Genomic DNA, 303 nt, shown 5'->3' with positions numbered 1-303 from the left:
CGCTTGGTCCCATCAGCCTGCACCGCGCCGCCATGCTGGCGGTCTGGCTGGGCGCGCTGGCGATCCACCTGTGGTCCCTGCGCGCGCCGGGTTTTGCGACCGGACCGCTGGGCCGCCTGCCGCGCCTTGGCGCATGGGCGGGGGCGGTCGCCACGCTGTTCACCCTGTTCCCGCTGGCCGTTCTGGGCGAGTGCTAGGAATTTTTCGGAACACAAATCCCACGTCCGGCGTTGGGTCGAAAGTTCAGCCTTATCAATCCCGTCTGCGCGCCCCCGGAAAGGAGCCGCCATGCCCGCACGCCCG

Annotated in this window: 1 protein-coding gene; it reads left to right on the top strand. The window is 69.6% G+C overall.

Translation table 11 applies throughout. From position 1 onward, the window contains the following. Window positions 1-197, top strand: a 197-nt coding sequence (locus RMT89_RS42115; protein WP_315889040.1) for a hypothetical protein, incomplete at its 5' end; no start/stop codon positions are given. Window positions 198-303: the final 106 nt, after the last annotated feature.

The organism is Streptomyces sp. P17 (genome assembly GCF_032436805.1).
GTDB lineage: Bacteria > Actinomycetota > Actinomycetes > Streptomycetales > Streptomycetaceae > Streptomyces.
The sequence above is the reverse complement of the archived record's forward strand: the minus strand, read 5'-3'. Positions and strand labels throughout refer to the sequence as shown.